General features: G+C 71.4%; 16 protein-coding genes and 3 pseudogenes. 7 read left to right on the forward strand and 12 right to left on the reverse strand.

Features of this window, described 5'->3' with window-relative positions; translation table 11 throughout:
• Positions 1-8 precede the first annotated feature (8 nt).
• The gene (locus OG223_RS36090) at positions 9-1,709 is read left to right on the forward strand and encodes an FAD-dependent oxidoreductase (RefSeq protein WP_329265654.1); all 1,701 of its coding nucleotides are present in this window, start codon (positions 9-11) and stop codon (positions 1,707-1,709) included.
• A gap of 102 nt (positions 1,710-1,811) precedes the next feature.
• A complete protein-coding gene (locus tag OG223_RS36095; RefSeq protein ID WP_329257848.1) occupies positions 1,812-2,558 on the forward strand; it encodes an SDR family oxidoreductase in 747 nt (248 codons plus the stop codon).
• Positions 2,559-2,663: 105 nt separating this feature from the next.
• On the opposite strand, the pseudogene OG223_RS36100 reads toward OG223_RS36095, so the two are convergent.
• Positions 2,664-3,254: pseudogene (locus OG223_RS36100) on the reverse strand (nitroreductase); the annotation flags it as partial.
• Positions 3,255-3,321: 67 nt separating this feature from the next.
• The gene (gene qcrB / locus OG223_RS36105; protein ID WP_329257850.1) at positions 3,322-4,911 is read right to left on the reverse strand and encodes a cytochrome bc1 complex cytochrome b subunit; all 1,590 of its coding nucleotides are present in this window, start codon (positions 4,909-4,911) and stop codon (positions 3,322-3,324) included.
• Between the two features lie 132 nt (positions 4,912-5,043).
• Here qcrB and OG223_RS36110 point away from each other — a divergent pair, with 132 nt between their 5' ends.
• Positions 5,044-5,802: an RNA polymerase subunit sigma gene (locus OG223_RS36110; RefSeq protein ID WP_329257852.1), complete on the forward strand. Its 759-nt coding sequence runs from the start codon at positions 5,044-5,046 to the stop codon at positions 5,800-5,802.
• On the opposite strand, the gene OG223_RS36115 is transcribed toward OG223_RS36110, so the two are convergent.
• Complete coding sequence (locus OG223_RS36115; protein WP_329257854.1) at positions 5,741-7,096, reverse strand: NAD(P)/FAD-dependent oxidoreductase; 1,356 nt, start codon at positions 7,094-7,096, stop codon at positions 5,741-5,743. The genes OG223_RS36110 and OG223_RS36115 overlap by 62 nt on opposite strands.
• 66 nt (positions 7,097-7,162) lie before the next feature.
• Positions 7,163-7,910, reverse strand: a pseudogene (locus OG223_RS36120) (isocitrate/isopropylmalate family dehydrogenase); the annotation flags it as partial.
• Positions 7,911-8,013: 103 nt separating this feature from the next.
• Here OG223_RS36120 and OG223_RS36125 point away from each other — a divergent pair.
• Positions 8,014-8,259, forward strand: coding sequence for a hypothetical protein (locus OG223_RS36125; protein ID WP_329257856.1), 246 nt, complete (start codon positions 8,014-8,016; stop codon positions 8,257-8,259).
• 43 nt (positions 8,260-8,302) lie between these two features.
• On the opposite strand, the gene OG223_RS36130 is transcribed toward OG223_RS36125, so the two are convergent.
• The 7 genes from OG223_RS36130 to OG223_RS36160 all read right to left on the reverse strand — a co-directional run bounded on the left by OG223_RS36130 (position 8,303) and on the right by OG223_RS36160 (position 19,610).
• On the reverse strand, positions 8,303-10,450 hold the full coding sequence (locus OG223_RS36130; RefSeq protein WP_329265656.1) for a bifunctional serine/threonine-protein kinase/ABC transporter substrate-binding protein: 2,148 nt from the start codon (positions 10,448-10,450) through the stop codon (positions 8,303-8,305).
• Positions 10,451-10,485: 35 nt separating this feature from the next.
• Positions 10,486-12,654, reverse strand: coding sequence for a bifunctional serine/threonine-protein kinase/ABC transporter substrate-binding protein (locus tag OG223_RS36135; protein ID WP_329257858.1), 2,169 nt, complete (start codon positions 12,652-12,654; stop codon positions 10,486-10,488).
• Positions 12,651-13,433 carry a hypothetical protein gene (locus tag OG223_RS36140; RefSeq protein ID WP_329257861.1) on the reverse strand — a complete coding sequence of 261 codons (783 nt, stop codon included), beginning with the start codon at positions 13,431-13,433 and terminating at the stop codon, positions 12,651-12,653. The genes OG223_RS36135 and OG223_RS36140 overlap by 4 nt, the downstream gene beginning before the upstream one ends.
• 177 nt (positions 13,434-13,610) lie before the next feature.
• Complete coding sequence (locus OG223_RS36145; RefSeq protein ID WP_329257863.1) at positions 13,611-14,654, reverse strand: hypothetical protein; 1,044 nt, start codon at positions 14,652-14,654, stop codon at positions 13,611-13,613.
• A gap of 31 nt (positions 14,655-14,685) precedes the next feature.
• Complete coding sequence (locus OG223_RS36150) at positions 14,686-16,641, reverse strand: DNA/RNA non-specific endonuclease (protein ID WP_329257866.1); 1,956 nt, start codon at positions 16,639-16,641, stop codon at positions 14,686-14,688.
• Between the two features lie 157 nt (positions 16,642-16,798).
• On the reverse strand, positions 16,799-19,012 hold the full coding sequence (locus OG223_RS36155) for a trypsin-like serine protease (RefSeq protein WP_329257869.1): 2,214 nt from the start codon (positions 19,010-19,012) through the stop codon (positions 16,799-16,801).
• 55 nt (positions 19,013-19,067) lie between these two features.
• Complete coding sequence (locus tag OG223_RS36160; protein ID WP_329257871.1) at positions 19,068-19,610, reverse strand: hypothetical protein; 543 nt, start codon at positions 19,608-19,610, stop codon at positions 19,068-19,070.
• A gap of 388 nt (positions 19,611-19,998) precedes the next feature.
• On the opposite strand from OG223_RS36160, the gene OG223_RS36165 reads away from it, so the two are divergent.
• Positions 19,999-23,367, forward strand: coding sequence for an ALF repeat-containing protein (locus OG223_RS36165; protein ID WP_329257874.1), 3,369 nt, complete (start codon positions 19,999-20,001; stop codon positions 23,365-23,367).
• Between the two features lie 90 nt (positions 23,368-23,457).
• On the opposite strand, the gene OG223_RS36170 is transcribed toward OG223_RS36165, so the two are convergent.
• Entirely contained in the window at positions 23,458-23,802 is a 345-nt protein-coding gene (locus tag OG223_RS36170; RefSeq protein ID WP_329257876.1) for a hypothetical protein, read from the reverse strand.
• 726 nt (positions 23,803-24,528) lie between these two features.
• Between OG223_RS36170 and OG223_RS36175 the strand changes: the two are divergent.
• Positions 24,529-25,375: pseudogene (locus OG223_RS36175) on the forward strand (aldo/keto reductase).
• A gap of 113 nt (positions 25,376-25,488) precedes the next feature.
• Positions 25,489-26,373: an alpha/beta hydrolase gene (locus OG223_RS36180; RefSeq protein WP_329257879.1), complete on the forward strand. Its 885-nt coding sequence runs from the start codon at positions 25,489-25,491 to the stop codon at positions 26,371-26,373.
• The last annotated feature ends 45 nt before the right edge of the window (positions 26,374-26,418 follow it).

The following is a 26,418-nucleotide window of genomic DNA, read 5'->3' on the forward strand; positions in this document are numbered from 1 at the left end:
TCGCCACCATGGTGCTGGTGATCGGCACCGGAGGGGCCGGCCTGCGGGCGGCGATCGAACTGGCCGAGGCCGGCGTCGACGTCCTCGCCGTCGGCAAGCGCCCCAAGGACGACGCCCATACGGCACTGGCGGCCGGCGGCATCAACGCGGCACTGGCCACCATGGACCCCGAGGACAGTTGGCAGCAGCACGCCGCCGACACCCTCAAGGAGAGCTACCTCCTCGCCGATCCGCGCACCGTGGAGATCGTCACCCGGGGCGCCGCCCGCGGCATCGAGGACCTGGAGCGCTACGGCATGGCCTTCGCCCGCGAGGAGGACGGCCGCATCTCGCAGCGCTTCTTCGGCGCGCACACGTTCCGCAGGACCGCCTTCGCCGGCGACTACACCGGCCTGGAGATCCAGCGCACCCTCGTCCGGCGCGCCGAGCAACTGGACATCCCGGTGCTGGAGGGGGTGTACATCACGCGGCTGCTGGTGCACGAGGGTGCCGTGTTCGGCGCGTACGGCTTCGACCTCACGAGCGGACGGCGCTACGTCATCCACGCCGACGCGGTCGTCCTGGCCGCCGGCGGTCACACCCGCATCTGGCGGCGCACCTCCTCGCGGCGCGACGAGAACACCGGGGACTCCTTCCGCCTGGCCGTGGAGGCCGGGGCCCGGCTGCGCGACGCCGAGCTGGTGCAGTTCCACCCCTCCGGCATCATCGAACCGGAGAGCGCCGCCGGCACCCTGGTCAGCGAGGCCGCCCGCGGCGAGGGCGGCATCCTGCGCAACGCGCTCGGGGAACGCTTCATGGCCCGCTACGACCCCGAGCGCATGGAGCTCTCCACCCGCGACCGCGTGGCCCTGGCCGCGTACACGGAGATCAAGGAAGGGCGCGGCACGCCCGCCGGCGGGGTCTGGCTCGACGTCTCCCACCTGCCCCGGCAGACGATCATGACGCGGCTGCCCCGTGTCCACCAGACCCTGATGGACCTGCAGATGCTGGACATCACCCGGGATCCGATCGAGATCGCGCCCACCGCGCACTACTCGATGGGCGGTGTGTGGGTGCGCCCTGAGGACCACAGCACCGACGTACGCGGCCTGTACGCGATCGGCGAGGCGTCGAGCGGGCTGCACGGAGCCAACCGGCTCGGCGGCAACAGCCTCGTCGAACTGCTGGTGTTCGGCCGTCTCACCGGCCGGGCCGCCGCGGCGTACTCGCAGTCCCTGACGGCCCAGCCGCGCTCCGCGTCGGCCGTCGCGGCGGCCCGCGCGGAGCTCGACGGACTCCTCGCCGCCGACGGGCCCGAGAACGTGCGAGCCCTGCAACGCGCGATCCGCGACACCATGACCGAGCACGCGGGCGTCGTACGCGACGAGGACGGACTGCGCGCGGGCCTCGCGGAACTCGCGGTGATCGAGAAGCGCATGGAGGCCGTCGGCATCCACCCGGACATCGCGGGCTATCAGGATCTGGCGCACGCCCTCGACCTCAAGTCGGCGGCCCTCGCGGCCCGGGCCACTCTCGAATCGGCGCTGGAGCGCCGTGAGACGCGGGGCTGCCACAACCGCAGCGATTATCCCGGCCTGGATTCCGCACTGCGGGTGAATCTCGTGTGGTCCCCGACGACGGGCGTCACCCGCGAGGACATTCCGGCGGTCCCCGACGAGATCTCCGCCCTGATGCGGGACGTGTCGACCGCGGGAAAACTCGTCGAATAGCCACTGTCATAGGCACTGTCGCAGGCGCTGTCACAAACAAAGCCGGTGCCCGGTCACTACTGATACAGGCAGGCATCAGGCAAACCCGAAAGGAATTCCGTCATGAAGGTCGTAGTGATCGGTGGCACCGGGCTCATCGGCTCGAAGGTGGTCGCCGGGCTCGGCGAGCACGGGCACGAGGTGGTCGCGGCGGCACCCAGCACCGGTGTCGACACGCTGACGGGCGAGGGACTGGCCGAGGTCCTGAAGGGCGCGTCGGTGGTGGTCGACGTGTCGAACTCGCCCTCGTTCGAGGACCAGGCGGTCATGGACTTCTTCCGCGTCTCGACGGCGAATCTGCTGAAGGCGGAGACCGAGGCGGGCGTCGCGCATCACGTGGCGCTGTCCGTGGTCGGTACCGAACGCCTCCAGGGGAGCGGGTACTTCCGCGCCAAGCAGGCCCAGGAAGACCTGATCAAGGCGTCCGGCAACCCCTACTCCATCGTCCACGCCACCCAGTTCTTCGAGTTCGCGAAGGGACTCGCCGACGGGGTCACCCAGGGCGACACCGTGCACCTGCCCGACGCGAAGATCCAGCCCATCGTCTCCGACGACGTGGCCGAGGCCGTCGCCCGCACGGCGGTCGGGGACCCGGTGGGCGGCGTGGTGGAGGTCGCCGGTCCCGAGGCGTTCCCGCTGGAGGAGTTCATCCGCATGGGACTCAGCGCCCAGGACGACCCCCGCAAGATCGTCACGGACCCGCAGGCGACGTACTGGGGTGCGGAGTTGGAGGAGAACACACTCCTGCCGGGTCCGGACGCACACATCGCCGGGACACGGTTCGCCGACTGGCTCTCGCGGCAGAAGTAGCGCTCGGCTGAGACCGTCGGTTCCGGGTGGCCCTTTCCTCCGAAAGGGCCACCCGGGCTGTTGGGGAGACAGTTCGCCGGACCGGCGGCGATCGCGGTACTGGCACTCGACGAACGTGACCGTCTCGTCGAGCGGGGCCCTGCCCGTGCGGGGGTGGTCGACCGTGACGTCCTCGTATCCGATCGACATGCCGCAGAAGAGCGTGAGCTCGTCCGGGGGCGACAGGATCTCCGCCACGCTCCTGCGGAACTTCGCCCAGGCCATCTGCGGGTAGCTGTGCAGCCCTTCGTCGCGCAGCAACAGCATGACGGTCTGCAGGAACATGCAGGTGTCGGACCACTGGGCCGGCCCCGGATCGCGGTCGACGCAGCAGAACAGGGCGGTGGGCGCGCCGAAACAGTCCCGGTTCGCGGACGCGGCCAGCCGGCGTGCCTCCACGTCCTCGCGCGGGATGCCGAGTGCGCCGTAGCGCTGCTCGCCGAAGGCGGACCGGCGCTCGCGGTACGGGGATTTCAGCGCGGGCGGGTACTGCTCGTACTCCGGCTCGTCCCAGGGGTCACCCCGCGGCTGGATGTTCGATCCGGACGGCGCCCGGGCCGCGGCGGACAGCACACGCTCCATCACCTCCCTCGGGACCTCCCGGTCGGTGAGTCCGCGCACCGCCCGCCGGCTCGTGACCGCCTCATAGACGTCCAAGGTCGCTCTTCTCCCTGTCTCCCTGTCTCCCCGATTCCCCAATTGCCCGTCCGCTCGACGGGCCTGGTCACCGGTGCACTTCTGTGGCCGGTATTTCCTTTTCCTCGAATTCCCGTGCCGTCGGTTTGGTGATCTGCGCGTTCTCGCCGTAGAGGCGCTCGCTGAGCCGGGCGCGCAGATTCCGGGTGCCGGGGGCGATCGGGCGGTACTGCTCGTGCTGGGTGAGGAGATGGAGCTGTTCCTGGTCGAGGGGCTCGTGCAGTTCGACGAACTCTCCGTCGGGCAGGCGTTTGATGATGCCGGTCTCGCGTCCGTGGAGCACTTTTTCGCGGTCGCCGCGCTGAAGTCCGAGTGCCCATCGTTTCGTCACGGAGTACGCCGCGACGGGCACGACGAACAGACCGATGCGGACGGCCCACGTCACCGACTCGACCGGGACATGGAAGCGGACGGCGATGATGTCGTTCCCGGCGCCGATCAGGGCCACCGCGTAGAAACTGAGCCAGGAGACGCCAAGTGCCGTGCGCACCGGCCGATTTCGGGGTCGGTCCAGCAGGTTCTGCTCGCGTGCGTCCCGGGTCACCCAGGACTCGATGAACGGATACACGCCCAGGGCGAGGAAGAAGCCGACACCCGCGGTGAGCGGAATCAGGTTGTCGAGCGCCAGGGTGTGACCCCAGAAGGTGATCTCCCAGCCCGGCATCACCCGCAGCAGCCCGTCCGCCACGCCCATGTACCAGTCGGGCTGCGACCCGGCCGAGACCTGGTCGGCACGGTAAGGCCCGTACTGCCAGACGGGGTTGATCTGCGCGATCGCGGCGACGACGAAGACGGTGCCGGTCACCAGCAGGAAATACCCGGCGGACTTGACCGCACGTACCTTGGCCGGCACGCCCACGACATTGCCGTTGGTGCGGCCACGGCCCGGGTACTGGGTGTGCCCGTGGTGGAGCACCAGGGCCAGATGCGCGGTCACGAGTGCCACCATGAGGGCGGGGATGAGCAGCACATGGATGGTGTTGAAGCGCGCCACCAGGTCATGGCCCGGGAACTCGCCCCCGAAGAGGAACATCGACAGATACGTTCCGACGATGGGGACGGACAGGATCGTTCCGTTCACGACGGCGAGGCCGGTCCCGGAGAGCAGATCGTCCGGGAGGTCGTATCCCGTCAGTCCCGCGAACATGGCGAGGACCAACAGCAGGAATCCGAACAGCCAGTTGACCTCGCGCGGCTTGCGGAAGGCGCCCGTGAAGAACACCCGCATCATGTGCGCGAGCAGGGAGGCCACGAAGACCAGCGCCGCCCAGTGGTGGGCCTGCCGGATCAGCAGACCGCCGCGCACGTCGAAGGAAATGCGCAGGGTCGACGCGAACGCCTCCGACATCATCTGGCCGCGCAGCGGTACGTAACTGCCGTCGTACCGCACCTCGTTCATCGAGGGATGGAAGTAGAAGGTCAGATACACGCCCGTGACGACGAGAACGACGAAGCTGTAGAGGCAGATCTCCCCGAGCAGGAACGACCAGTGGTCCGGAAAGACGCGTCGCGTTTTTCCGCGGATCAGGCGGCGGACACCCAGCCGTCCGTCGGCCCAGTCGGCCACCCTTTCGCCCTTTGTCCGTACGGCCTGTTCGTCCCCTCCGAGATCCTGCATGGTCACCCCGTTCGACGGTCAAGGGAAAGCGCGATGCTGCCCTGCCTTTAAGACCGGGGGACCGCCGCATGTGTGACACGCGGTCGCCGCGCACCCGTGTCACAGGGGCAGGGGGTTCCCGGTCTTCGGGGTATGGACGAGGGCGCCGCGGTACCGATCGCCGAGCCGTGGGAAGAGCGTCGGTTCCTGCTCGATGTCGCCCACCGGATGCTGGGCGACCCGGGTGCGGCCGAGCGCGTCGTCGACGAGACCTATCAGCGCTGGTACGGCCTGTCCGACGCCGCGCGCCGACGGATCGCCGTCCCCCGGTCCTGGCTGGCGGAGACGGTCGGCGGGATCTGCTCGGGCCGGGGCGAGGCGGCGTACGGACAGCCGTCGGAGGCGGGGGAGGAGGCGGGGGAGGAGGCCGGCCGGACCGTACTGGACGCGCTGCGGTCGCGGCGCACCCGCGCGACAGCGCCGCACCGGCACGACGGCGTCGTCCGCGCCGTGTGCCGGGCCTGCGTCACCGAGGACGGCGAGCTGCTCACATCGCTGCTGTGCCCGGACGTCACGGCGTTCTTCGACGGCGGCGGCAAGGTACGCGCCCCGACCGGACCGGTGCACGGCAGCCGGCCGGTCGCCGACAGCCTGCTGACGCTCCTGCCCCGCCGCCCGCACACGACCCTGACCACCCACTCCGTCAACGGCCGCACCGGCCTCGTCGCCCGCTACGGCCACCAGGTCGCCGCCGTCATCAGCCTCGACGTCGCGCACGACCGGGTCGCCCGGTTCTGGGTCGTGCTCAACCCCGACAAACTCCGCTCCTGGAACCGGCCCCGCGCCGCGGTCACGCCGTGCTCCCCTCCTTCGTCCGGCCGGCCTCCGGGTCCTGGGTGCGCCCGTTCGTGACGAAGGCGTCCCGCGGATGCTGCACGGAGGCAAGGGAGACGAGGTCCCGGCCCGTCAGGGCCGCCGTGAGCCAGACCGCCAGGACGCGGATCTTCCGCTCCCAGCTGGGCACCGCCAGTACGTGGTAGCCGCGGTGCATCAGCCAGGCCGGGAAGCCCTTGATGACGATGCCCTTGTACTGGAAGATGCCCCGCCCGAGCCCCAGCGTCGCCACCACGCCCAGGCTGCCGTGGCGGTAGTCCCGCACGCGCCGCCCGCGCAGATCGGCCACGAGGTTCCTGGCGAGGAGCCTGCCCTGTCGTACGGCGTGCTGGGCGTTCGGCACCGTGCGGGCGCCCGGTACCGGCGAGGCCAGGTCGGGCACGGTCGCGTCGTCCCCGGCCGCCCACACGTCCGGCACCGGTGCGCTGTCCGTGCCCACGCGCAGATCGGGCCGGACCAGCAGCAGGCCGCGCTCGTCGACCGGCAGGTCCGTGTGGTTGTGCACGACCGGGTTCGAGGCGTTGCCGGCGGCCCAGACGATCAGCGTGGAGTCGTACTCCTGGCCGTCGGAGAGGACGACGTGGCCGTCCTCGGCGGACAGCAACTGTGTGTTCAGGTGGACGTGCGCGCCACGGCGTTCCAGGTGGCGCACCACCCACGCACCCGGCCTGTCGCTCACCTCGGGCAGGATGCGGCCGCGGGCCTCGACGAGGTGGAACGACAGGTCGTCCAGGGCCAGTTCGGGATAGGACTTGAGCATCGCGGTCGCCAGCGACAGCAGTTCGCCGAAGCCCTCGACGCCGGAGAACCCGCCTCCGACGAACGTGACGGTGAGCAGCTTTCGCCGCTCGGGGCCGGGCGGCAGCGACGCGGCCTGGTCGAACGCGGTCATCAGCCGGTCCCGGATCGCCACGGCCTCCTCCACGTGCTTGAGACCGATGGCCCGCTGCGCGAGTCCGGGGATCGGGAAGGTACGGGTCACGGCACCGGCGGTGACCACGAGGATGTCGTAGCGCAGCTCATAGGCGTCGCCGCGCACCGGGCGGACGGTCACCGTACGGTCCGCGTCACGGATCTCGGTCACGGTCCCCGCGATCAGCCGGGTACGGCCGAGATGGCGCCGCAGCGAGACGACGGCGTGCCGTGCCTCCACCGAACCGGCCGCCACCTCCGGCAGGAACGGCTGATAGGTCATGTACGGGCGCGGGTCGACGACCGTGACCCGCGCCTCACCCGGACGCAGCCTCTTCTGCAGACCCCATGCGGTGTAGAAGCCCGCGTAGCCGCCGCCGACGATCAGAATCTGTCGCATGATTCCCTCTGCTTCGTTGTCCGTCACCAGGTGGACCGAGCAGCGGGGGCCGATGTGACACCCCGGTCACAGCAGGTCGACGAGCCCCGCCGTGAACGCGGACGTCGTCGCCGTGCCGCCGAGGTCCGGGGCGCGCAGCCGGGTCGTGGACAGCAGCGTGGCGATCGCGTCGGTGACGGCACCGGCCGCCTCGGGGTGGCCGAGGTGGTCCAGCATCATCGCGGCGGACCAGATCACGCCGAGCGGGTCGGCCGTGCCGCGCCCGGCGATGTCGGGGGCCGAGCCGTGCACCGGCTCGAACATGGAGGGGAAGTCCCGCTCGGGGTTGAGGTCGGCGGCGGGGGCGATGCCGATGCCGCCGGCGATCGCCGCCGCGGCCCGGGTCCAGCACGAACTTCGCGGCCGGCGCGTCGATGTGCTCCTGGTCCCGCGCCACCCCCGGGTGCAGGGCGGCGCGTTCGGCGACGAGCTCGTCCCAGAAGGGCATCGTGTGCACGATCCCGTTGGACTTCGTCGCCGAGGTCAGCCGACCGGACCGGCTCGCGGCCGGCTCGAAGGCGTGGTCCACGATCCGGGTCACGCCCTTGCGCGTGAACACCGCCTCCTGCACGGCCGTCTCCTCCGGCAGCCCCCGGTACCGTCGCCCGCCGATCTCGCCGTACTCGCCCTCGACGTTCTCCCGTACGACGACGAAGTCCACCTCGCCCGGCCGGGCCTCGCGCAGCGGGCTGGGCACGCCGTCGAAGACGCGGATCGGGCGCAGGTTCACGTACTGCTGGAAGCCGCGCCGGATGGGGATCAGCAGGCCCCACAGCTTCGACCCGGACGCCCAGGCCGAGTACGTGCGCTGCTTCGCCGACCCGGCCGCGATCCACGCCTCCTGCGAGGACTGCCGAGCGGCCGGCTCGATCGACCTCGTGCACGACGAGGAGGACGCGGCGGCCGGACGCCGGCTCACCCAGCCGTTGCTCGCGCTCTGGGGCGAGCACAGCTTCGTCGGCCGCCACTACGACGTACCGGCCGTCTGGTCCGCGTACGCCGACGACGTCACGGGCGCGGCGCTGCCCTGCGACCACTACGTCCCCGAGGAGGCCCCGGAGGAGACCCCGGAGGAGACCCTCGGCCACCTCCGGTCCTTCCTTACGGCTCACAACACGCCCTGAATTCAGGGGAGTTGGCGCGGGACGACCGGCCCCTCGTCCCGGATCAGGTCTGCTCGACCTTGTCGTAGCGGCCGAGGAAGCGCGGACCGCCGTTCTCCACACGGTGCAGGAAGAGGCCGTCGGCCCAGTCGAACTGGTCGGTCGACGCCTCGAACCGGATGGTCTTGGCCAGCCCCTTGTAGGTGGACGCACGGAGCCGCTGCACCATGGCGCCCCGCTCGACCCCGGCCGTGCCCAGCGCACGCAGCCCCTGGGCGACGAAGTTCAGGGCGTCGTAGGCCTCCACGGCGAAGGGCTCGACGCTGCGCACCCCGAAGCGTTTCTCGTACGACGTCACGAAGCGCGCCGCGGCGGGCAGTTGGGCCGGGTCCACATAGGTCGTGCTGAACAGCCAGCCCTCGGCCGCCGTGCCCGCCTCCGTGAGGAACCCGGTCTCCAGGACGGGTTCCGGCGCCATGAGCGTGCCCTTGAAGCCCGCCCGTTCCAGCGCTCGGGCGCACAGTGCGCCCCGGTGCGGCGAGGCGCCGGCGTACACCACGCCCTGCGCCCCGGCGGCGAGTACGGCGGCGGCCGCGGGGCCGAAGTCCGCGTCGGCCGCCGGGACGACATGGCTGGTGGTCCTGCCTTCGGCCGGCGGCCACTCGGTGAGGTCCTTGACGATCTCCCAGCCCAAGCGGCCCGCCGCCCTGTCGTCGATCACGGACGTCCGGACGCTCTTCGCGTTGTGGGTGAGGTAGTGGATGAAGGCCGTCGACAGAACACTCTCGTCGGGCCTGAGCTGGAAGAAGACCCGGTCGATCGCGGCGGTGAACGCGTCGGTGCCGGCCGAGACGGTCACGAGGGGCAGCAGCGCCTTCTCGTAGCGGGCGACGACGGCCTCGGTCGAACTGGCGTCGCCGGTCGGGCCGATGACGGCGTAGACGGTGCGGTCCGCGATGAACGCGGCGGCCACCTGCTGCGCCCGCGTCGCCCTGCCGCCGTCGTCCCGCACCTTCAGGGTCAGGTCGAAGGCGCGGTCGGCGCGGGAGTTGAAGTCCGCGACGGCCAGTCGCACGCCCCGCTCCTGGGCCCGGCCCACCGCCTTGCCGGTTCCCGACAGGTCCGCGTGCAGACCGATGGCGTACCGGGGCAGTGGTTCGCCCGCCGTGCCGCCGTCGCCGTTCCCGCGTCTGCCGGCGGCCCAGGCGGCCAGGCCGCCGCCGGTCACGACCACCGCGGCCGCCGAGCCCAGCGTCAGGAGGCGGCGGCGGGAGAGGGCGGGCGGTTCCGGCGTCGACAGGAGCGTGGCCGTGTCGGGTTCGGGGTCGGGCAGGGCCAGGACGGCGGCCGAGCGTTCCGCGATCAGCCGGGGCAGCGCGGGCGGCAGCCATGCGCCCTCCCGCTCACTCCCGCCGGCCAGGGCGTCGCACACCTCCCGCGCGGTGGGCCTGGCCTCCGGGTCCTTGGCGAGGCAGTCGGTCAGCAGCGGGACCAGGGCCCACGGCACGGCGTCCAGGTCCGGTTCCTCGTGCACCGTGCGGAAGACGACCGCGGCCGGAGTGCCGGTGCCGAACGGGCGGCGGCCGGTCGCCGCGTACGCCAGGACGCAGCCCAGCGAGAAGACGTCACTCGGCGGGCCGACATCCCCGGCCCCGGCCCGCGCCTGCTCGGGCGAAAGGTAGCCGGGCGAGCCGATCACCACATCGCTCGCGGTGAGCGCGGTGGCGCCGGTGGAACGCGCGATGCCGAAGTCGATCAGCCGGGGCCCGTCCAGCGCGAGCAGGACGTTGCCGGGCTTGACGTCCCGGTGCACCAGGCCCGCGGCGTGCACCTCGACGAGCGCCTCGGCCAGCCTGGCGCCCAGCACCCGCACCGTACGGTCCGGCAGCGGCCCGTGCAGCGTGACGGCCTCGGCCAGCGACGGGCCCGGCACGAAGGCGGTCGCCAGCCAGGGCTCGGCGGCCCCCGGGTCCGCCGCGACGACCGGCACCAGCCACTGCCCGGTGAGCCCCTCCGCCGCCTCGGCCTCGCGCCGGAACCGCACCCGGAAGCCGTGGTCGGCCGCGTACTCGGCGCGGATCACCTTCAGCGCGGCCAGCGCCCCGCCCGTCGAGCGGGCCAGATAGACCACGCCCATGCCGCCCGAACCGAGCCGGCCGAGCAGCCGGTAGCCGCCGACGAAGGGCGGGTCGCCCGCCTTGAGCGCGTGCACTCCCGCGCTCGCCGCCGAGTCCGCCCCGCCCACCGCTACACCTTGGAGGGGGCGTCGCCCAGGAAGCGGAACCGGCCGCCGTCCACCTGGTGCAGGAAGACCCCCCAGCCTGCGAACGTGCCGTCCGCCGGTTTGAAGGCGAAGTCCTTGGTGATGCCCTTGTACCGGCTCTTGCGCAACAGGGTCACCAACTCCCGCCGTTTCGGCGGCTGTCCGCCCTTCGTCGCCTTGACCAGTTCCTGGATGACGAGGTTGACGGTGTCGTACGCCTCGGCCGCGTAGTAGCCGGGAGCGGAGCCGAAGCGCTTGCGGAAGGCGGCGGTGAACGCCGCCGCCGCGGGCACGGCGGAGGGATCGATGAAGGAGGCGGTCACCAGCCAGCCCTCGGCCGCGTCCCCGGCCGCCTCGAGGAACTCCGGGTCGAGTACGGCCTGCGGCGCGAGGCGCGGCCCGTCGAAGCCGGCCGTCGCCAGCTCGCGGGCCACCCGGGCCGCGCCCGGTGCGTAACCGGCGTAGACGAAGGAGTCGATGCCGGCCCGCAGCATGTCGGCGACGACGGGCTGGACGTCCTGGGTGTTCGCCGGGATCACCCGGGGGTAGGGCGGGATGCCGTACCCGCGCAGCATCATGGTGGTGCCCTGGGCGCAGTCCCAGCCGTACGTCTGCGCGGTGCGGTCCTCGAGCAGCCCGGGCCGGCGCGTGCCCTTCCGCTGCGCGAGACGGACGGCGAGCGGGAAGGACATGAGCGCGTCGGAGGCACGGCACTGGAGGTAGGACCGGTGCTCCTGCGAGGTCAGCAGCAGCGCTCCGGACGAGACGGACAGCAGCGGCAGGAAAGCCCCGTCGTACGCGGGGAGGACCTTGACGGCGGTCTCGTCGTTGGACGGGCCGAGCACGGCCAGCACGTCCGTGTCCTGGATCAGTCGCGCGGCCGCGGCCGGTGCGCGCGCCTCGCTGCCGGCGTCGTCCGCGGTCTTCACGGCGAGCGTGAAAGGCTTGTTCCTAAGGGAGTTGAACTGCTCGACCGCCAGCCGCGCACCGCGCTCCTGCGCCTGTCCGGCCGCTCGCTGCGGCCCGCTGAGATCCGCCTGCACGCCTATCGCCCAGTGCGGAGCGGACGGTGCCGCGGTGCTCGGGCTGTCGTCGTCGCGCAGGGCGGCCCAGGCCGCGGTTCCGCCCGCGGCCAGGAGCAGTGCCGCGCCGGAGGCCAGGAGCAGCCGCCGCCGGCCGGGCGACGCCGGTTCCGGGTCGCCGGGCGCGTCGGCGACGGTCGGCTCGATGTCGGGCAGCGCCAGCATCTCGGCGGAGCGGTCGGCGATTCCCCGTACGACGTCGTCGGGCAGCCAGTCGATCCGCCCGCCGTCGGGGACGGCGTCCTCGGCCAGCAGTACGGTGCAGATCTGCTCGGCCGTCGGACGGTCCGACGGGTCCTTCGCCAGGCACAGGTGCAGCAGCGTCAATAGATCGGTGCCCGATCCCTCCTCCCCGGCCTCGATGCCGGCCAGGTCGGGTTCGTCGTGGACCGTGCGGTAGAGCAGGGCGTCGACCGCCCCGCTGCCGAACGGCGGACGACCGCTCACCGCGTACGCCAGCAGACAGCCCAGCGAGAAGACGTCGCTCGGCGGGCCCATCTCGGCGCCGCGCGCCTCGGCCTGCTCGGGGGAGAGGAAACCGGGCGTGCCCACGACCAGGTCGGTCGAGGTGATCGCGGTGTCGTCGGCCGCCCGCGCGATCCCGAAGTCGATCAGCCGCGGACCGTCCACGGCGAGCAGGACGTTGGCGGGCTTCACGTCCCGGTGGACGAGACCGACGGCGTGCACCTCGCGCAGCGCCCCGGCGAGCATCCTGCCCAGGACCCGCACGCTCCGCGCGGGCAGCGGACCGTGCCGTACGACCGCCTCCCCGAGCGAGGGGCCGGGCACGAAGGCGGTGGCCAGCCAGGGGGCCGCCGCGTCCGGGTCGGCGCCGGTGACCGGCACCGCCCAGGGGCTGGTCACCCGGCGGGCCGCCTCGACCTCGCGGCGGAACCGGGCGCGGAACTCCGGCTCGTCGGCGTACTCGGCCTGGATCACCTTGACCGCGGCCAGCGTTCCGGCCTCCGTACGGCCGAGGTAGACCACGCCCATGCCGCCCGCGCCGAGCCGGGCCAGCAGCCGGTGTCCGCCGATCGAGGCGGGGTCGGTGGGGAGCAGCGGCCCGCTCATTCCGTGGCCTCCAGTTCGCTCTTGACGCGGCTGATCATGGCGCCCGCGCCCTGCTGAAGGGCGGCACTGACCTCGTCCACGGAGCGGCCCTCGGAGCCCTTGCCGACGGCGGCGACGGTGACCGGGCCCAGTCGGCTCTGCATCCAGTAGTAGGAGTAGGGGCCGCCGAGTTCGTCGCTGTAGTACTTGCCGCCCTCGGTGAGCATGTCCTCGGCGGCCAGGTTGCCCAGGGTGCCGAAGTCCGAGCCCTGGGACGTCAGTCCGGTGATCCGCTCATCCTGGCGGAGCTGCTGGTCGGGGCAGCGCAGGGCTTCCTCGAGGGTCTCGGACATCTCCCAGTCGGCTTCGTTCACGGTGCGGTGCACGGTGACGACGGCGGCGACACGGATCGGGCCCTTGCCGCTCTCGGCCGGCAGTTCGCTGTACCGCGTGAGGGTGGCGAGCACCGTCGCGGGCTGCGGCTCGCGCTGCCATACGCAGTCCGCGTCGAGCACGGGCCAGAAGCCCGGGGCACTCTCGTACGGAGTGCGCTTCACGAAGCCGGGACCCCAGTTGACGGGCACCGCCGCGACGGCGCGGGCGAGCCGTTCGGCGGCCGCGGAGGTCTTCGGCGCGCGGCCGGGATCGGAGGTGAAGTCGAGGCCGGTGGCGCTGGGGGTCGGGGTGGGGGAGGAGCGTGTGCCACTGTCCGTGGTCGACGCGCCCTTGGAACTCGCCGGCGCGGCCGTCCCACCTCCCGCGGCCCCCGAACAGCCGGCCAGTAACAGCCCGGTGGCCAAGGCACCGCACCATAACCGCGACGGTCTCCGATGCACCATCAACTTCCCCCACCCGTAAGCCAGTTGCCCCCGCGGGGAGCGTAGCGACTATGCCAGCGGCGCACTACGGACGTGTCGGAGTCCGTCCTCCGTGCTTCTCGGCGGATCAGGTGCCCGCCGGGACCGAGGCCCTGGCGCTCACTGGGCCAGTTCGATGTGGGGATGGTCCGGGGAGGCCGGGCAGACGTGGAGTTGCAGGTTGTAGCCGCCGAGGATGTCGATCAAGGTGAAGTTGCCGTCCTGGGCGCCCAGGGGAGGTGGGGCCGGGCTCGTTCGTTCCTCCTCGGCGATCCAGGTCCCGCTGCCGCCGTCCCATTCCAAGGAGGCGATGGTGAGGAGCGGGACCTGCTCGGTGCCGCATTCGGGGCAGGGGCGGGGCATGGGGTCCATGCGGTCCCAGAGGGTCCAGCCGCCGGTCTTCCAGCCGGGGGCGTGGCAGAGGTTGCTCAGGTAGAGCTCGCCCGGGTCGTACGCATACGTGTTGTACCGCGCGGGGTCGATCGTCTCCCAGCGGCTCATGTCGTCCAGTTGGCCCCGGAGTTCCTCGCTCAGCTCCCTGGGGTTGGGGTACTCGGTGACCTGCTCCGGTGAGAACAGGCACGGTTCCGGGAGGTAGTGGCCGAGCTGGACGATCGGCGGCTCGGGCGGTGCGTCGAGGACGTCGGTGACGGTGGCGGAGGAGCGCCAGAAGAGGGCTGTTCGGGGGTGGGCGGTCTCCTTGTGGTCGAAGGGGCACCAGAGGACCTGGAGGAGGTCCGCGTCGGGCGGGCACGGGAAGGGGATGTCGCGGGCGTAGAGCTGGGCGACGGGGAGGAGGGCGATCGGGCCGTCGAACCACGGGCGGCCCGCGCCGATCCGCTCCAAGGTCTCCCGTTCCTCGGGGGTCCACTGGGCTGCCTGAGGGTCGAGGTGCAGCCGCTCGGCCGATGCGGCGCAGACGCGGCGGTGGAGCCGGATGTCGTCCGGTGAGTGGACCACCGGCGCCGCGTGCCTGTTGTGCGGCTCGTCGCAGTGCGGCCACGGCTCGTCGGCGGGCCACAGGAGCGGCCCGCCGACGGAGCTGTCGTGCACGGTCGGCGACCCCGGCCGCGGGTGCAGCCGGGTCGCCGTGCGCGCCAGCGGGGCCAGTTGAGGGAAGAGCGCGGTGATGTCGAACGGCCGCGGTGGGGTGGTGAAACTCATGCCGGCTCCCGTTGGCGCGAACTGGGTGGGATCAGTTACCGAGGTTGTACAACCCAGTGTCCGTATAGGTGTTGGTGACGTAGACGTTGGGGAACAGTTCCTCGGTTGTCCCGTTCACCCGTTGGATACTGGCGCTCATCGTGACGCCCAACGGGATGGTGCTGTTCGCGTCCTTGTAGACGGGTGTCACCTGATAGAAGACCGCGTCGTTCGCTCCGAGACCGGAGGCGGGGTCCTTGATCATGTTCTGCGCGATGGTCTCGTAGGTCCGCATGCTGGGCGTGCCCGTGTTCATCCCGCTCTGCCAGCAGGGGACGAGGTTGCTCCGCGTGAGCGCACTCGTGCCCTGTCCGCCGAGGATGCTCGCGATGAGATGGCACCGGGACTGGCCGTAGGTGAGGTTGTTCGCCTTCTTGAACGCCTCCGCGTCCTTCATGCCGGTGACGGGATCGCTGGTTCCCTTCCCCCCGCCGGTCTTCCGCCCCAGGCATGCCTGCGCCTGGGTCGGCCGCTGTCCGCCCCCGCCCGCCGGGTCGCTCTGGTTGACGAGAGGAACCGGCTCGGTGGTGTTGTAGAACCAGCCGTCGCCGTTGGGAATCGAGTTGATCGGTCCGGGGTTGTTCAGGCAACTGGCCTGCGGGCCGGTGTCCGGCAACGAGAACGTCAGCTCGAACTGGTCGGCGTCGATCACCCGCTGGTCCGTGAAGCCGTCGGCGAGCTGGGTGTCGGCGAACTGCTTCTCGGCGGGCGTGACATGGGCCTGCACGCAGGGCGAGGCGGGGTCCAGGACATGGGCGTCGTTCAGGACGTAGGTGTCCCACTCGTCGTTGCCGAGATTGGGGATCACCTGGACGCACTGCGCGCCGGCGGCACCGCCTTCCTTCGCCTCGCCGAAGGGGAAGTCACCGCAGGAGTCGTTGTCGACGAGCTCCGTCTGGGCCGTGAAGCCGCCGCACGTGCTGGCGGTGCGGTCGGCGACGCCGTTCGTCGACCTGGTCAGGGGGCTGCCCTCCTTGCCCCAGGCGCCGTTGAGGTTGTTCTGGGCCCACGCGTAGGCGGCGACGCCGCCGCCCGGGTCCGATGCCGTTGCGCTCATCGGCACGACCGGCATGACCGAGGGGACGGCACAGCCCGCCGACGAGGTGCCCCCGACCGCGTTGTCGCAGCGGATCTTGCGCGGGTTGTCCCACGAGGCGTTCGGGTCGACGGCCGTGGCACCCGGGGAGGTCACGTACAGCTTGTACGAGGTGGTGAAGTCGACGCTGCTGTTCAGGGCGGGCGCCGAGGAGTAGGCGACGGTGCCGCTGAGGGACTGGCCCAGGGTCAGGTCGCCGCCGTACCAGGGCGCGGTCTTCGTCGCCGTGCAGCCGGTGGTGCAGGCGGCGCGGAACTTGGCGTTGAGGGCGGTGACCTCGCCGCTCGCGGCGGCCATCGTCACCGTGACCTGCTCGCTCCACGTCGTGCCCGCCTTGGGCAGGGTCGCGCTGGTCGAGATCTCCAGGGTGCCGCGCCCGAGCTCCTTGCCGTTGCTGTCACGCAGGATGTAGACGACGCTCACCCCGGTCACGCAGTACCCGAAGCGCTCGTAGGAGTAGGTGCCGGGGCTGGTGATGTCGCAGCCACCGGCGACCGCTGCCGCGGCGAGGGTCCGCTGTTGTGCCACCGTGCTCTTTGCCGGGGCGGGGCTCGTGCGCACACATGCCTCGGCGGCGCCCGCCCGGCGTTCCTTCGAGCCGGCCCGCGTGGGCCGGCAGTGCTCCGCGGAGTCCGCCGGGAAAGCGCTGGTCGCGGTGAGGGGCGCGGCCGTCGGCGGGTTCGCCGGATCGGTCTGGCCCACCTGGACCGGCGTCGCTTCCGTCCCCTGCTGCGCATAGCTCACGCCGGGCGTGCCGAGCCCCAGCGTCACCACGGTCAGCAGGGCCAGTACGGCCGATCTGACCCGTATGCGTCCAGGCCGTTCGGGTCGTGTCGCGTGCTTGATCGTCATACCTCTCCTCTTGGCCGGGGCCACCGGACAACTGCCGATGTCTCAGGGGACCTTGACCGGTTACGACGGCGGCACCACCCCGATGCGGAGCGCCGGGGTGGTGCCGCCGGACGAGCCCCCGGGGACCGGCCGGAGCCGGCTCCCGGGGGCTCAGGGGTCACCGTGCCGCGTAGCCGAAGTCGGTGTCGGCGGCGGGGAGGCCGCCCGCGCCCGGCTGGTACGTGGTCACCGCGGCGACCGTGCCGCCGGCGGTCACGTTGGACAGCGGCAGCGCGTACAAGGTGCCGTAGGCCGAGGGGCCGTTGGGCATGCCGACGTACAGGTGGCTGCCGGTGTAGTGGAGGCTGCTGCCCATGTGCTGGTTCGCGCCCGGGGTGCCGGGGATGCCGTCGCCGTCGCCGGCCTCCAGCCAGCGGTCGTTCGCGCCCGGGGTGCCGAGGAGCGAGAAGGTCTGCACGGCGCCCGAGGCGGTGGCGGTGCCGACGGCCTCGTCCGGGATGCCGACGGCCAGCTTGAGGGTGGCGGTCGAACTCACCGAGCGCGGTGCGGTGTTCACCGCGGCCAGGGTCTGGCCGAAGTGGTCCCCGGCCTCGGAGGTGCCGGAGACGTCGTCGGCGGCGGTGCCCGAGGAGTAGCCCTGCAACTGGCTGAAGGTACCTGCGGCGGTGATCCGGAAGGTCAGGACCCAGCCCGTTTCGGCCTTGTTCACGCCGTCGACGGCCAGGGTCTCGCCGGGTGAGCCGACCGCGAGGATCGACTCCGTGGCCGCGGCGGTCGCCGAGGGACGGTAGGGGATCAGCGCCAGGGACTGGCCGAAGAGGTCGCCGGCCTCGGCCGCGCCGGAGACGGTGTCGAGGTCCTGGTCCAGGCCGAACAGCGGGGTGGGACGGTTCTCGGAGTTCAGCGTGTGGGAGAAGACCGCCAGGTTGCCCGCGTTGGCGTTGGTGCCGATGGCGTCGCCGGGCGCGCCGACGGCGATGTGGTTGGCGTCGGCGGCGACGCTGGTGCCGAAGCCGTCACCCGCCTCCGCGGCGCCGCCCACACCGGTGGCGTCCTGGTTGACGGCGATGTTGGTGGTGCCGTGCAGGTAGATCACGTTGCCGGCCTTGGCGAGGGAGCCGAGGGCCTCGCCGGGCACGCCGATCACCAGGAACGGCTCGCCGGTGCTGGTGGCACCCGCGGCCAGGGCGTGGCCCATGAGGTCGCCGGCCTCGCTCGCGGAGGCGGCCAACGAGCCGGTGCCCGCGCCCTGTTCGAGGTGGGTGTCCTTCGTCGTGCCGGTGCCGAGGCCGCCGGTCGCGCCGTGCAGGATGTCGACCATGCCGGCGTCGGCGACGGTGCCGATGTCCTCGGACGGGGTGCCGACGGCCAGGTCGGTGCAGCCGTCCTCGTCGTAGTCGAAGGTGGCGATGGAGTCGCCGAACCGGTCGCCCGCCTCGGCGCCGCCGGACACCCAGTCGAGGTCCTGGTTGATCTCGGCGGTGCCCTTGCCGCCGCCGTAGACGATCCGCACCAGGCCCGCACCGGCGTCGCCGCCCACGGTGGCCGCGGGGTCGGAGACCGCGATGTCCGCCAGGCCGTCGCAGTTGAAGTCGGTGGCGGGCACCGCGTCGACGGTGGCGCTCACCCAGGAGGCGAGGTCGTCCACGCGGGTGACGACACCGTCGGTGCTGGTCACGCCGGCGTCGATGCCGTAGCAGCCGCCCTGGTACGACTGGCTGGCGAGGGCGGCCAGTTGGGCGGTGCCGCTGCCGCCCCGGACCAGCGGGCCGCCGGTGTCGCCCATGCAGGCGGCGATGCCGCTCGTGCCGGTGACCGAGGCGCTCGTGGTGGCGGCGGAGTTCACGGTGAAGGCGCCGGTGTGCAGGTTCAGCGGGGCCCATTCGCTCGCGGTGCGGCCGTAGCCGGCGAGGGTGAGGGTCTCGCCGGCGGTGGGCGCGGCGGTGGCCAGGGCGATCGGGTTGACGCCCGTGACCGGCCGGTCGAGGCGGGCCAGGACCGCGTCGCGGTCGGTGCGCGGGACCAGTTGGACGATCTCGCGGGCCGCGCCCGCGGTGCCGGTCAGGTCGGAGCGGCCGATGACGGCGGTGGTCGTCACGGCCGGCTTGCCCGCGGGCACGCTCAGGCTGGTGGCCGGGTCGGCGGCGAAGCAACTGGCCGCGGTCAGCAGCCACTCGGCGTCCACGAGGACGCCGGAGCAGCCGCGGTCGTGATCGCCGAGGGTGATCTGCGCGGTGTAGGCGTAGGTGGTGTCGGCGGCGGCGACCGCGGGGCCGGTGACGGCGGTGGCGGGGGCGGCCGCGAGCACGGCGGAGCCGAGGGTCAGGGCGGCGCCCAGTGCGGCGAGGCGCACAGGTCTGGCGTAGGTCATGAATGCGGTTCCCTGGTGGATGGTGGCGGATCGGGCAGGAGGGTTCGGCAGGGCGCTACTTGGCGGTCCGAAGCTCCAGGAGCGTCCACTCACGGGCCTGGTCGTCCGCGCTCTCGCCCACCGGGGTCCAGGCGTTCTTGGTGATGTCGTACGACTGCTCCTCGGTGCCGACCGTCATCTCCGCCTCGGTCGTGTAGTCGTTGCCGCGGATGAGGTAGACCGACGGCAGCTCCAGGGTCAGCCAGCCGGAGTTGCCCTTGACGTCGAAGCAGACCTTGCTCTTGTCCCGCGCCTGGACCTCCAGTTGGCCGGTGCCGGTCACGCAGTCGGCGAGCGTGATGTGACCGTCACCCCGCTTGAGCACGATGTTCTTCTCCGCGAGGATCTTGTCCGCCTGCGGGTAGTCGAAGTTCTCGACCGCGTAGCCGGGGGCGCTGTCCGCGACGGCCGCGGCCGGGCCGGCCTCGGCGTGGGAGCCGCCGGGGAGACCGACCGCCAGGGCGGCCCACGCGAGGGCGCCGGCCGCCGCCGTACCCAGGGTGCGGGCCAGAAATCTATTGCGTCGCGGCTGTGCCGCAAATGTGGTACGCGACTTCATCACTTTCCTAAACTCGTTGCTTCCGAATTGATCCAAGTAGCGTGGTTCAAGGCAAACGTGAAGGAAATAGCCAAAGCCGCAAGTGCTTCCACATCGTTTTCCCCCGCCTAGATGCCACATCGCTTCCTCGGGTTTGTCCACTCCTCAAAACCCTTAAAAAGGACGGCAGTTGGCGCTTTGATGTGACGCTCACCACACCCGAGAAGGGTTGTACGGCTTCTATAACGAAGAGATAAAGATAGCTTTCGGTGTCGGATTCCGGCCTCTTCTTCAATTCACGACGGCGCATTGATTGCTCTGCGAACCTGCGTTTGTATGGTCACGTCATCGCGCAGGCAACACATACGCCCCCACAGGGGTCACACAGAAACCACGGGGAAAAATCCACATGCAGACGATCTTCTGGAGCCGCAGACGAGTCCTCGGCTCGCTCGCGGCCGTCACGGCCGCCGCCGCCACGCCCCTGACGTGGGCGCCCGTGGCCCGAGCGGCCGACGCGACGACGACGACCGATCCGCTTACGCTGCCCGACACCCAGCGGGCGAAGGTGGTCAAGGCCTGGATGACGGGTGGCAAGGCCACCAAGGCGGCAGCGGCCGACGCGCTGTTCGGCACCGACGCCGACATCACCACCTTCCTCACCCAGACGCTGCCGACGGTGACGACGGAGGACAACCGCGTCGCGATCGCCAGCTACCTCGCCCGCTCCGGCAAGGGCCTGCGCCGCGAGGCCGTCGCCGCTCTCGACAACGGCGACAGCTCCATCGCCGCCTTCCTGCAGGGCGGTTACGAGCCGGCTCTCCTGGAAGACCTCCAGGTGGCGACCGCCATCCTGTCGGCCACCGGCGGAACGGCACTCCAGCGCAAGGCGTCCGCCGCCCTGGACACGGGCACCCGGACGGCGCTGGAGGCCTTCCTGACGGAGGGTCAGTACGCCGCCCGCCTGGAGGACGCGCAGGTCCAGGTCGCCGCCATGCTGGTCAAGGCGGGGCCCGAGGTGCAGAAGTACGCGAACCGCGCCCTGGACGGCACCTCGACGGACATCCAGTGGTTCCTCGACACCGGCCAGCACATCGCCCGCGCCCGCGACCAGGAGGCGGCGACCATCGAGGAACTCGTCGCGGTCGTCGACCGGGAGGGCAAGCGCGCCCAGGCCGAGACCGACCTGGCCGTCGAGGCGTCGGAGCGGGCCCTGGCCGCCGCGGCGGCGGCGAAGGCGGCGGCGGAGAAGGCCGCGGCCGAGGCGGCGGCCGCCAAGGACGACGTACAGAAGTCCGCGGCGGCGGCCCGCAAGGCGGCCAGCGCGGCCACGGGCGCGGCGAACGCCGCCCGGATCGCCATCAACGCCTCCAACGCGGCCGTGAACGCCTCCCGCCGCGCCTCCATGGCGGCCACCGCCGCCAGCGGGGCCGCGGCCGTCGCCGGCGGGGCCGCGTCCCGTGCCTACAACGCGGCCATCGCCGCCTCCAAGGACGCGAGCAAGACCCAGGCGGCCAAGGACGCGGCGGTCGCCGCCCGCAACTCCGCCGCCAAGGCCCGTACCGCGGCCAAGGCGGCCGACTACGCGCGGGCCGCCTGCGCGCAGTCCGTCACCGCCAGTTCCTCGGCCGCCTCCGCCGCCCGCAACTCCGCGGCCGCCGCCACCTCCGCCGCGCAGGCCGCCGCCGCGTCCGGAGTCGCCCAGTCGCAGGCAGCCGAGGCCAAGCGGCAGGCCGCCATCGCCACCACCGCCGCCAACCGCGCCACCAACGCCGCCTCCACCGCCCAGGCCCTCAACAACACGGCGGCCGCGGCCGCCGCCGCGGCGCGGGACGCCGCCAACTCCGCCGCCGATCACGCCGAGAAGGCGGCCGCCGCCGTCGACGAGGCCGTGGCGAACGCGGGCAAGGCCATCGACTTCGCGAACAAGTCCACCGCCCACGCCGGCGAGGCCGTCAAGGCCGCCGACACCGCCACCAAGGCCGTGACGGACGCCATGGCGGTCGCCAAGGCGGCCCGGGACGCGGAGCTCGCGCGCCTGGAGCAGGAGCGGCTCCAAGGCGTGGACGAGGCCCGGCTGCTGGCCGAGATCGAGACGCAGGAACTGGCCGAGTACGCGAACAAGCGGGCCCAGGAAGCGCAGACCGATCAGTCGACCAAGGACCTGATCAGCGGCGCCGAGAAGGCCCTCTTCACGGACGGCGACCTGTCGCTCGCCGCCACGCTGGGCCGCAAGGCCGCCACCGCGCTGCTGGAGGCCAAGGGCGCCTGGACGCGGGAGGCCGCCCAGTTCGCGCTGTCCGGCAGCGACGACGACATGTTCTCCTGGATCGACCTCGACCGGGGCGTCGCCCAGGGCCAGGACGACCGGGAGACCGTCCTCTACATCGCCCAGGTGTCCAACCCCGCCATCGCCAGGGCGGCACTGGCCGCGCTGGAGAGCACCAGCTCCACGGCCGTGGGCGACTTCCTCACCTCCGGGGTGATCAAGGCCTCGCAGGACGACAACCGGGTGCAGATCGGCAAGATCCTCGACCAGAAGCCGGGCAAGGCCGTCACCGAGGCGGCCAACGACGCGCTGGACGAGAACACCCCGGAGGCGTTGCAGGACTTCTTCGACCGCACCTACCCCGCCGCCGTGCGGGAGGACGACGCCGTCGAGACCGCGACCTCGGTGGCGAACGGCGGCGACTACACCAAGGCCTACGGCGATGTCGCCCTGGAGGGGCCGACGTGGATGCGCCGGAACTTCGTCCAGGTCGTGCAGCACTCCTCGGACCAGCTCGACCACGACTCCGCCACCCATGTCGCGGCGATCCAGGGGGCGATCGCCGCGGCGGCCAAGACCGCCTACGCGGCGCAGCAGACCGCGGCGCAGGCGTCACAGGTGGCGGCGACCGCCCGCGAAGCCGCCACGGAGGCCCAGGAGTGGGCGGACAAGGCCGTCGCCGCGGGGACGAAGGCCGGCCAGTACTCCGACCAGGCCCGGCAGAACGCCGACGCGGCGGACAAGTCGGCCGCGGACGCGCAGGCTTCGGCGGCCAAGGCCTCGGCCGCCGCGACGACGGCGCGCACCGCCTCCCGCTCGGCCAACTACTCCGCGAACAAGGCGATCGACGCGGCCCGTTCGGCCCTGGCCTCCTCCTACAGCGCCCAGGCGTCCGCGGCCGACGCGCGCGCGTCCGAGCTCGAAGCGGGCCGGGACGCGGCCACGGCGGCCACCGCGGCGAACCAGGCACGCGCCATCGTCATCGAGAAGCGCCAGGCCGAGGCCCGCGAGGCAGCCCGCGAGGCCGCCGAGGAGGCGCAGGAGAACCGGAACAACGGCACCAACCCGGCCGACAACGGCACCAACGACGAGGTCAACCAGAACGGCAGCGGCTCCGACAACGACGCGTGGTACTCGGACGCCGGCTGGTGGGCCGACGCCTTCAACTACGTCAGCATCGGAGCGGGATTCGTCTCCGCCGGCCTCGGGGTCGCCAGCCTCGTCTTTCCCCCGTTCGCCGTCGTCGGCCTCCCGGCCGCGGCGGTCTTCGCCGACATAGCGATGGGAGCCGGCGCGCTGAGCACCCTGTTCACCGGCATCGAATACGGCTTCACCAGCGGCGAGTTCGGCTGGGCCGCGGCGGGCACCGCGCTGAGCCTGGTCACCTACGGCCAGTCCAAGTGGATCACCCCGGTCGCCAAGCGGGTGGCTCCCGCGGTGAAGCAGGTCGCGGAGGAGGGCAAGGAACTCGTCTCCTCGATCACCAGCGGCCTGTCGTCGATGTTCTGACCACCGACACGGCCCCGGCCGTCCTTCACGCTTCGAGGCGTCGGCCCACGTCGCGTGAGGGAACGGCCGCGGGGGAGGAGCCCCACGCCCTCAGCACTCGATGATGTTCACCGCGAGGCCGCCGCGAGCCGTCTCCTTGTACTTCACGTTCATGGTGGCCCCGGATGCGATCAGTTCCTTGACCTGCGGATTCGGGGTCAGCTTCTTGATCCATCCGGTGAGTAGGGACTTCTCAGGGACAATCTGCGGCTGGTCCTGTCCCAGCCACGAATCCATGGCGGCCAGGCCGCGTCGACCGGCACCCGGCATGAAGTGAGCGTAGTGGTCGAGCGTGATCTTCGGTGAGGCGTGCCCGAGCCACACGGACAGACTCACGACCGACTCGCCAGCCTCCAACTGCACACTGGCGTAGGTGTGCCGCAGGACATGGAACATGTCCTCGCGCGGCGCTGCGTAGATCGGAGTCCGCCGGATCCGGCCGCCGTCCCGGCGGACCTTCTCGCCGATGGCCTGGATGAGACCAGCTCCTGCCAGCGCGGGTTTCCAGCTCTTGTCGTTCCACGTCCGGCCGCAGGGAACGCGTTCGGAGGCCTGCCGTACGGAGGAATCGCACTCCGCGCGGTCGTTGCCGGTCAGCGCTGCCGAATACGTCCGTGGCTCCCACTGTGGCGGAAGGTCTGTCGACCCGGTGACGCAACAGAGATAACGGCTGACACGCTTGTCCGTACCCGGGAATGAAGTCCGCCGGGAATGCAACGAAAACTAAGGATGCGCGAAGTGGAAGCCAAGCACCGCTGACGTGGTTGAACGCGTGCTCAGGCTGCTGCTACGGTTTTTTCGGTCACGAGATCTGCGTCACCATCTTGAAGGAAGGAGATGTCCGTGCATATCCGACCGGCTTGTCTCCTTCGCTCGCCCCAGTGTGCGTTCGGTGTCCCGGTCATTCGCCACGCCTTCGGATGGAGTTAGCCGATCCATTGGGCAGCAGCCCGCAGAGCGTCAGGTCCGCAACACCGTGGTGTTTCGGCGGGTGACGTCGTTAGGCGACAGGCTCCCCAGAGGATCGCAATCGCCACCCCTTCGCGCGCCTCACGACGTTCTCCCGTGCCTTGGGCACGCCGTCACCGGGACCCGCGTAATCCAGCGGATCGAGTCCTTCTCATGCCCCCTGCACCGCTTGTACCGCTTCATGCGTTGAACGATGGCCATATTGTTCCCGCCATCGGTCTGTGCACCGCGCCCATGGACGACGCACAGTCAGAGGACGCCGTCCGGCACGCTCTGCGGGCCGGCTACCGCCTGATCGACACCGGCGCTGCCTACCGCAACGAGCAGGACGTCGGCCTGGCCGTCGCCACTGCGGGAGTCCCCCGAGAGGAGATCTGTGTCCTGACCGAGCTGCCCGGCCGGGACCACGGCTTCGAGGAGACTCTCGCGTCCTTCGAGCAGGCCCGCCGACGGCTGGCCCTCGACTACGTCGACCTCTACCTCTACCTCATCCACTGGCCCCTGCCCCTGATGGACCGCTACCCGGACTCCTGGCGGGCGATGATCAGACTCCCTGAGGGGGAGCTGGTCCGCTCGGTCGGGGTGTCCCACTTCACCGCGGCACACATCCGGCGGCTGGAGCGGGAGACCGGCGTGGTGCCCGCGCTCAACCAGGTCGAGATGCACCCCCGCGTACCCGCAGGACGACCTGCGGGCCGAGCACGCCGAGCACGGCATCCTCACCGTGGCCCACAGCCCTCTCGGCCGGGGGAACGGCCTGGTCGAGGACCCGGCTGTACTGGCCGTCGCCCGCGCCCACGAGGTCACCCCGGCCCAGGTGGTGCTTCGATGGCACGTGCAGCTGGGTGTGGTCCCCCTGCCCGGATCAGGTGATCCGGGGCGACGGCTGGAGAACCTGGACGTGTTCGGCTTCGAACTGGCGCAGGACGATATGGCCAGGATCACGGACCGCCCACGAGGCCGTATCGGACACGATCCCGGGACCCACGAAGAACTCTGACCGCGCAGCCGACCGAGCCCGGTACCCGGGCATCCCACCTCCGGGTACCGACAACCACTTCCTGCAAGACCACGCCCTATTTCCCCCACCGGTGAAGAACAAGGACCGCATACATGACCGCGCCCACCGCACACACCCCAGAGCACATCCCGGAATACACCCCGGAAGAACTCGCCGTCTTCGAACAGCAGTGGATCGACACCGTCCAGGAGGACCAGGAGCTCACCCGGTTCGGCCTCTACCCACAGGGATCGCGCGACCGCGGCAAGGGGGAGCTCCAGGGCAGCTACCAGATCTACCTGCCGCCCGCCTACGAAGACGATCCGGATGCCCGCTTCCCGGTCGTCTACTGGCTGCACGGCGGCTTCGGCAACGCCCGCCAGGGCGGCGCCGCGGTGCAGCGGATCGACGCCGCGATCCGCGTCGGCGCCATGCCGCCGACCATCGTGGTGCTGCCGCAAGCCTTGCCCATCGGTTGGTACGTCGACTCCAAGGACGGCGCGCGCCCGGTGGAGCAGACGATCGCCGGCGACCTGGTCAACCATGTCGACGCCACCTACCGGACGATCCCCGGGCCGTGGGCGAGAACGATCGAGGGCTTCTCGATGGGAGGCTTCGGCGCACTCCACATCGGCTTCAAGTACCCCAAGATCTTCGGCCGGGTGTCAGCCATCGCACCGCCCCTGTTGAAAGACCTCTCGCTGGAGCCCGACGAGCGGGTCGCCAACACGTTCTTCGGAGACCAGGCGTACTACGACGCGGTCAGCCCCTGGACGCTGCTTCTCGCCAACTCCCCGGAGATCAGGAACCACTCGAAGGTCCGGCTGATGGTCGGCTCCCGGGACGAGCGCCTGGTCGGCGTCGTCCGTGAGATGGACGAGATGCTCGCCACGCTCGGGGTCGAGCACGAGTACCACGTGGTGGCAGGGGCCGACCACGACTATCCCGTACTCCTCGATGGTCTCGGCGAGCGGTACGCCGCCTTCTGGCGGAAGTGATCACATGACAGCTCCCAGCCTTCCCGTTCGGACCGAGCACGGCCA

It is taken from the genome of Streptomyces sp. NBC_01478, assembly GCF_036227225.1.
Classification (GTDB): Bacteria; Actinomycetota; Actinomycetes; order Streptomycetales; family Streptomycetaceae; genus Streptomyces.

Excerpts from the sequence above, each read along its gene's own strand:
- OG223_RS36155 (WP_329257869.1), bottom strand. The coding sequence starts at position 19,012 with ATGACCTACGCCAGACCTGTGCGCCTCGCCGCACTGGGCGCCGCCCTG.
- qcrB (WP_329257850.1), bottom strand. The coding sequence starts at position 4,911 with ATGCAGGATCTCGGAGGGGACGAACAGGCCGTACGGACAAAGGGCGAA.
- OG223_RS36170 (WP_329257876.1), bottom strand. The coding sequence starts at position 23,802 with ATGTTCCATGTCCTGCGGCACACCTACGCCAGTGTGCAGTTGGAGGCT.
- OG223_RS36095 (WP_329257848.1), top strand. The coding sequence starts at position 1,812 with ATGAAGGTCGTAGTGATCGGTGGCACCGGGCTCATCGGCTCGAAGGTG.
- OG223_RS36135 (WP_329257858.1), bottom strand. The coding sequence starts at position 12,654 with ATGAGCGGGCCGCTGCTCCCCACCGACCCCGCCTCGATCGGCGGACAC.
- OG223_RS36090 (WP_329265654.1), top strand. The coding sequence starts at position 9 with ATGGTGCTGGTGATCGGCACCGGAGGGGCCGGCCTGCGGGCGGCGATC.
- OG223_RS36110 (WP_329257852.1), top strand. The coding sequence starts at position 5,044 with ATGGACGAGGGCGCCGCGGTACCGATCGCCGAGCCGTGGGAAGAGCGT.
- OG223_RS36165 (WP_329257874.1), top strand. The coding sequence starts at position 19,999 with ATGCAGACGATCTTCTGGAGCCGCAGACGAGTCCTCGGCTCGCTCGCG.
- OG223_RS36115 (WP_329257854.1), bottom strand. The coding sequence starts at position 7,096 with ATGCGACAGATTCTGATCGTCGGCGGCGGCTACGCGGGCTTCTACACC.
- OG223_RS36150 (WP_329257866.1), bottom strand. The coding sequence starts at position 16,641 with ATGACGATCAAGCACGCGACACGACCCGAACGGCCTGGACGCATACGG.
- OG223_RS36160 (WP_329257871.1), bottom strand. The coding sequence starts at position 19,610 with ATGAAGTCGCGTACCACATTTGCGGCACAGCCGCGACGCAATAGATTT.
- OG223_RS36180 (WP_329257879.1), top strand. The coding sequence starts at position 25,489 with ATGACCGCGCCCACCGCACACACCCCAGAGCACATCCCGGAATACACC.
- OG223_RS36145 (WP_329257863.1), bottom strand. The coding sequence starts at position 14,654 with ATGAGTTTCACCACCCCACCGCGGCCGTTCGACATCACCGCGCTCTTC.